Below are 6725 nucleotides of genomic sequence, written 5' to 3' on the forward strand. Positions count from 1 at the left end.
AAAGGGTCAATTTCCTATGTGCTCACTTTACTACCGCTGTCACTTTTCATCTATTTTATCACTCAAATTAGTTCGGTATCCAATGGTGAGGTTCCCACCCAAATTATACGATGGGTGCCAAGTTTGGAAGTAGATTTGAGTTTTCGATTGGACGGTTTGGCATTGCTTTTCAGTTTACTAATTACAGGAATTGGTACTTTGGTTTTTTTATATACTTCCTATTATTTAAAAGGACACACCTATTTAGATCGTTTTTACGGCTATTTGTCCATTTTCATGGCAGCTATGTTAGGTTTGGTACTTTCTGATAACATGATTAGTTTATTTCTTTTTTGGGAATTAACAAGTATTAGTTCCTTTTTTTTGATTGGATTTAATAATCATGATCAAGGATCTCGTACATCTGCACTTCAAGCGTTAGCAATTACCGGTTTTGGCGGATTATTTTTATTGGCGGGAGCTATTGTGTTTGGTTTTATTGGCGGTACATTTTCCATACAAGAACTTTTAAACAGCGGTATTGACTTTAGAGAAAGTCCGTATTACATAGCATTACTAGTGTTTATATTTGTAGCTGCATTTACCAAATCGGCACAATTTCCTTTTCATTTTTGGTTACCCGGTGCAATGAAAGCACCCACACCTGTTTCCACCTATCTGCATTCGGCAACGATGGTAAAAGCAGGTATCTATTTGTTATTGCGTTTTACACCGGTTTTAGGCGATCACAGTTATTGGACAACCACACTAATTATTGTAGGTGCAATTACGATGCTTTATGCCGCTTTTCATACGTTGTTTCGCACCGATTTAAAAGGAATTTTAGCCTATTCAACCATTGCTGTTTTAGGGATATTGGTTTTTTTAATAGGAATAGGTACTTCCATTGCACTTAAGGCTGCTGTTGTTTTTATAATGGTGCATGCCTTATACAAAGCAGCACTTTTTTTAATCACAGGAATTATTGATCATGAAACCGGTACACGCGATGTAACAAAGTTACAAGGTTTAAAAGCGGTCATGATGCCTGTTGCAGTCGCCGGAATTTTAGCAATGTTTTCCAATGCAGGGATGATTCCAAGTTTTGGATTCATAGGAAAAGATCTGATTTATGAAGCTACTTTGCACAGTAGTTCCGCAATCTTGTTTACCGTGATGGCAATTGTTGCCAATGTTTTATTGCTATATGCAGGCTATCAAGTGGCTATCAAACCATTTTTTGGGGTTTTGCCGAGTGCTTTCAGTACGCTTCATTTACCTGATAAACGGTTGTGGATGCCACCTTTATTGTTAGGAATTCTAGGACTGCTATTTGGTTTGTTTCCCTCATTGGTTGATGCTACTATTTTTAAACCTTTATTAGCTGAAATTCTTCCGAACAATGAGTCGGCTCCGATTAAGTTATGGCATGGCTTCAACACAGTTTTATATTTGAGTACGCTTACACTTTTATTGGGAGCTACCCTTTTATATTTCATAAAGCCAACTTTAAATAAAGAAGCTATTGTACAAAGATTTAAATTTCTTGCTCCCAAAAGTATATTCAGAGGCTTTGGAAACCTTTTTCAAAGATTCGCGATACTTTGGACCAATACTTTTCAAAATGGGTATTTGCGAAATTACATACTGACAATCATTGTTTTTTTAACTTTATTAATCAGTTACTATTTGGTTAGTCATGTTACTTTTCAAGTTGATTATGATACCTTATTGCATTTGACGGTGTATGAAGTAGCTACCGTTTTAATTATGATTGTCGCGATTTTCTTTGCAATTTTCACAGAGTCACGTTTATCAGCAGTGGCAGCCATGGGTGTTATTGGTTATACTATCTGTTTGATTTTTGTTTATTATAGTGCCCCCGATTTGGCAATGACACAATTTACAATTGATACACTTACGGTTATTCTATTTGTATTGGTGCTGTATCGATTGCCAAAATATTTACATCTCTCAGAAACTAAAACACGCCTTCGTGATGGTCTTGTTGCTGTTTTATTCGGATCTTTAATTACGGTTTTGGCGATTGAAGTGTTGCAAGTTAGTCATGCCGGAGAAACCAAACGTTTTTATGCTGAGAATGCTTATGTTTTGGCCAAAGGGAAAAATATTGTCAATGTGATATTAGTCGATTTTAGAGGAATGGATACCATGGTAGAAATAACCGTTTTGGCAATTGCCGCTTTAGGTGTTTTTGGTTTATTGAAATTACGTATCCGAAATAAGTAAAAGAATTAGTTATGAAAACAATTATCTTGCGAACCGCTTCAGCCTTTTTGCTACCACTTTTATTACTTTTTTCAGTATTTATATTGCTCCGTGGACATTATTTACCCGGAGGAGGATTTATCGGAGGATTGATTGCGTCAATCGCATTTATATTATATAGCTCCGCCAACGGACAAGAAAATACAAAAAATTTATTGCATATACATCCCGGATTTTTAATGCCGGTAGGACTTTCCATTGCATTAATAAGTGGTTTAACCAGTATATTTTTTAAAGGAAAAGAATTTATGACCGGTGTTTGGTTTAAAGACCCATTGCCGGTTATTGGAATGGTTGGCACACCCTTGTTTTTTGATATTGGCGTATATTTAGTGGTTGTTGGTGTAACTTTAACGATTATCATGACTATCTCTGAAACCGCATAAACATGGAACTACTACTTGCTATTATTACAGGTTTGTTATATGCAGCGGGTATCTATATGATACTGCGTCGTAGCTTGGTGAAATTAATCATCGGATTAATATTGCTGGGCAACGGTGCCAATATGCTTATTTTTCTGGTAGGAAGAATCGTTAAAGGAAAACCGCCAATCATTCCGAGTGATAGTTCAGTAATTCTTGACACTTATGCAGACCCGGTGCCGCAAGCTTTAATACTCACAGCCATTGTAATTAGTTTTGGTTTACAAGCTTTTGCCATTGTACTAATTAAAAGAGCTTATCAAGTTGTAAAAACTGATGATTTAGATCAAATGAACGCAACAGACGAATTTGCATGATACCACATTTTATAGTATATCCGCTTTTATTTCAATTTGCATTAGCGATCGTGTTGATGTTTTTTTGGCGTGACACACGTATTCAACGAAGTTTAAGTGTTGCCGGAAGTGGTGTTGCATTGGCTTTGGCAATTTATCTGTTTGTTAAAGTTTGGCACATTGGAACCTTTTCTTTTCAAGCGGGCGGTTGGCAAGCACCTTTTGGAATTACACTTGTGGTAGATCTATTTTCGGCGACATTAGTTTTGCTTACATGTATTTTAGGATTGGCTATTTCTATCTTTTCTTCGGCATCAATTATTAGTGAACGAGCGAAGTTTGGATATTTTCCTATTTATCACTTATTGTTGATGGGATTGATTGGAGCCTTTATTACCGGCGATATTTTTAACTTGTATGTTTGGTTTGAAATTATTATTATTAGTTCATTTGTCTTGCTTACCATCGGTGGTGAAAAACCTCAAATAGAATCAGCTGTCAAGTATTTTACATTGAACATATTGTCATCCGTGATATTCTTGACAGCAATTGCAGTTTTATATGGTATTACGGGCACATTGAATATGGCCGATTTATCAGTCAAAATTGCGGCATCAGAACATAAAGGACTAATAAACATTACAGCTTTAATCTTTTTTGTTGGATTCGGAGTTAAATCGGCAGTTTTTCCGCTTTATTTTTGGTTGCCTTCCTCATATCATACCCCGCCGGCAGCTGTTTCAGCTATTTTTGGGGGCTTACTAACCAAAGTTGGCGTGTATGCGATGATTCGCGTGTTTACGCTAATTTTTATACGCGATGCGTTTTTTGATACTTTATTGGTTTCTATTGCTTGTTTAACTATTCTAAGTGGAGGTTTGGGGGCACTCGTTCAGAACAACATTCAAAAAGTGTTTTCCTTTTTAATTATTTGCCACATCGGTTTTATGATTGCCGGTTTGAGCATGCACTCATCGGTGGCACTTACCGGAGCCATTTTTTACATGATTCACGATATCGTGGTCAAAGGAAATTTGTTTATGGTAGGTGGACTTATTTATAAAATTAAAGGAAGTAACAGTATGAAAGATTTGGGCGGATTTTACGGCTCCTATCCAAAATTATCTTTATTAATGTTGATTCCGCTCTTTTCGTTGATTGGGATTCCGCCATTATCAGGCTTTTGGCCGAAATTATCCTTACTCAAAGGTGGGTTTGAAGGCCAACATTATATACTGATTGGCTTTATTTTGCTGGGTAGTTTCTTAACTTTGTTTGTTATAGCCAAAATGTGGACCATGGTTTTTTGGAAAGCAAGTACAGGAATTCCCCGTAGACCCAATTTTAGATACTTTGGTGATTTAAAGTTTAAAGACAAATTAAATATGGTGATTCCAATAGCAATTTTGGCTGTTGTTTCCTTATATATTGGATTTTTTGCCGAACACATTCAATTGCTGTCCGAACGAATATCATTTGAACTAATGCATCCCGAAGGTTATATTGAAGCAGTTTTGGGAAAAGCAGTTGCAAAAGACAATTAATTACAAACTTGAACTAATGAAAAAACTACTGTTGGTAAATATGATTCTGACTTTTGTTTGGGTAGCCCTGACAGGTAGTTTTGTGTTTATGAATTTTGTGTTCGGATTTATTTTGGTCTTTTTGATTTTATGGTTAATCAATAAAGATTCAGTCAATCGAAAGTACTTTAGGTTAGTACCTAGCATAATCTCTTTTTTTATTTACTTTTTATATGAATTAATCAAAGCAAATATCCAAGTGGCTTATGACGTAGTTACACCTACTTTTTATATGACGCCGGGAATCGTATCGGTGCCTTTGGATGTTACAACCGATTTGGAAATTACCATTTTAGCTAATGTAATCTCCTTAACACCGGGAACTTTTAGCTTGGATGTATCCGATGATCGAAAAGTGCTGTATGTACATTCGATGTACATTAAAGACCGGGAGGATTTTATTAGAAGTATTAAAAATGGTTTTGAAAAGAAATTGCTAAACATTACTCGATGACATTACATGATTATTTATATTACATCATTTTACCCCTACTATCGGTGTCGGCAGTACTGGTATTTATAAGGTTTTTATTGGGTACGTCCTTACCTGATCGCGTTGTTGCATTGGACTTATTAATAACAGTTGGTATTGGGATTATATCCATTTATAGTATTGTAACCGATCAATCTACTTTTTTAGATATCGCTTTGATTTTGGCTTTAATCGCCTTTTTGGGAACAGTAGCATTTTCCTATTATCTTGAAAAACGCAATAAAAATGACTGATACTGTAATTGCTGTTATAAGCACCTTTGGAGCATTATTTGTACTCTTAGCGGGGTTAGGCATTGTTCGTATGCCCGATTTGTATTTGCGTATTTCAGTAACCACCAAGGCTGCAACTTTGGGAATAGGATTAATTATGTTTGCTGCGGGAATCTATTTCAATGAGTCGTCTATAACCACCCGTGTTTTGGCGATTATCTTTTTCTTGTTTTTAACAGCACCTGTTGGGGCACATTTAATCGGTAGGTCTTCTTATTTTACAGGAATTCAGATGTGGAAAAAAAGCAAAATGGATGACCTCAAAGGAAAATATGATGCCAAAACACACATTTTGAAAAGTGATGTTAAGGAAAGAGAAAAGCCTACTGAAAAACCAGACCGACCTGAAAAATAAAGTGTATTGTATGCTTATTTCAATCGCACATACACATGTTTGATTCCTTTTTTATCTGATTCACGTTCGTGAATTTCCAATAAATTCGACAATGATTTCATCAAAGGCGTCAGTTTTGTAAAACCATAATTTCGTGGGTCAAATTCGGGTTTCTTTTTGACGATGAGGTTTCCAACATCTCCTAAAAATGCCCAACCGTCATCTTCAGCAATATCTTCAATACTTGATTCGATAATGTCGATGGTGTCTACATCAATTTTGGTAAGTAACTTTTCTTCTTTTTTAGTTTCTTCGGGTGTGGCTGTTCTTGCCACCACTTTTTTCTTTTTGGCACCTTCAATTACCTCAATAAAAATAAAACGATCACATGCTACGATAAAAGGGTTTGGTGTTTTCTTTTCGCCAATTCCAATTACTTTCATACCCGATTCGCGTAAGCGTGTGGCCAGTCGCGTAAAATCACTATCGCTTGATACGATGCAAAAACCATCTACTTTGTCAGAATATAAAATATCCATCGCATCAATAATCATGGCAGAATCAGTGGCATTTTTACCGGTGGTATAACCGTATTGTTGGATAGGAGTAATGGCATTTTCGAGCAAAACACTTTTCCAACCTTTGTCGGGTAATTTCGTCCAATCGCCATAGATTCTCTTGGTGGTTGGTGTGCCGTATTTTGCAATTTCTTCCATCATTCCTTTGACATTGCTGAAAGGAACATTGTCGGCGTCAATTAATACCGCTAGTTTTAAATCGTTTTTATCTCGTTGGCTCATTGGTGTTGTAATTTTCCAGTTCAAATATAAGTAAAATACCTCATTTTAACAGTATATATGTTGGTTCTTGAGAACGAATGCCATCTGTTTCACAAAACTTGTAATTTCACAAATAAAAATAGTATGAAATGATTTTAGAAATGTTTACTTTTGTCGCGTTTTTACATACCAAATTAAACCTTATTTTATCATGGTTAAAGATTTATTCGAAAGAATTCAAAACAATAAAGGTCCGTTAGGAAAATGGGCTTCAC

The 6725-nt window shown here is 35.8% G+C and carries 8 protein-coding genes; 7 read left to right on the forward strand and 1 reads right to left on the reverse strand.

The genetic code is table 11. The features are described 5' to 3' along the window. The 7 genes from ACIQ2S_RS09725 to mnhG all read left to right on the forward strand — a co-directional run. Positions 1-2229: putative monovalent cation/H+ antiporter subunit A (locus ACIQ2S_RS09725; protein WP_396175428.1), on the forward strand; the 2229-nt coding region annotated here is incomplete at its 5' end. A gap of 11 nt (positions 2230-2240) precedes the next feature. Further along, positions 2241-2654, forward strand: coding sequence for a Na+/H+ antiporter subunit B (locus ACIQ2S_RS09730; RefSeq protein WP_396175430.1), 414 nt, complete (start codon positions 2241-2243; stop codon positions 2652-2654). 2 nt (positions 2655-2656) lie between these two features. Continuing rightward, complete coding sequence (locus ACIQ2S_RS09735) at positions 2657-3010, forward strand: Na+/H+ antiporter subunit C (protein ID WP_396175432.1); 354 nt, start codon at positions 2657-2659, stop codon at positions 3008-3010. Next, entirely contained in the window at positions 3007-4533 is a 1527-nt protein-coding gene (locus ACIQ2S_RS09740) for a proton-conducting transporter membrane subunit (protein ID WP_396175434.1), read from the forward strand. Before ACIQ2S_RS09735 ends, ACIQ2S_RS09740 begins: the two co-directional genes overlap by 4 nt. Positions 4534-4549: 16 nt before the next feature. Further along, on the forward strand, positions 4550-5026 hold the full coding sequence (locus tag ACIQ2S_RS09745; protein ID WP_396175436.1) for a Na+/H+ antiporter subunit E: 477 nt from the start codon (positions 4550-4552) through the stop codon (positions 5024-5026). Next, positions 5023-5298 (forward strand): cation:proton antiporter, encoded by a 276-nt coding sequence (locus ACIQ2S_RS09750; RefSeq protein ID WP_396175438.1) that lies wholly within the window; start codon positions 5023-5025, stop codon positions 5296-5298. The genes ACIQ2S_RS09745 and ACIQ2S_RS09750 overlap by 4 nt, the downstream gene beginning before the upstream one ends. Next, on the forward strand, positions 5291-5692 hold the full coding sequence (mnhG, locus tag ACIQ2S_RS09755; RefSeq protein WP_396175440.1) for a monovalent cation/H(+) antiporter subunit G: 402 nt from the start codon (positions 5291-5293) through the stop codon (positions 5690-5692). The genes ACIQ2S_RS09750 and mnhG overlap by 8 nt, the downstream gene beginning before the upstream one ends. Before the next feature lie 14 nt (positions 5693-5706). Here mnhG and ACIQ2S_RS09760 read toward each other — a convergent pair whose 3' ends face one another. Beyond that, the gene (locus tag ACIQ2S_RS09760) at positions 5707-6471 is read right to left on the reverse strand and encodes an NYN domain-containing protein (RefSeq protein ID WP_396175442.1); all 765 of its coding nucleotides are present in this window, start codon (positions 6469-6471) and stop codon (positions 5707-5709) included. Positions 6472-6725 lie beyond the last annotated feature (254 nt).

This window comes from Flavobacterium sp., assembly GCF_044371705.1.
Classification (GTDB): domain Bacteria; phylum Bacteroidota; class Bacteroidia; order Flavobacteriales; family Flavobacteriaceae; genus Flavobacterium.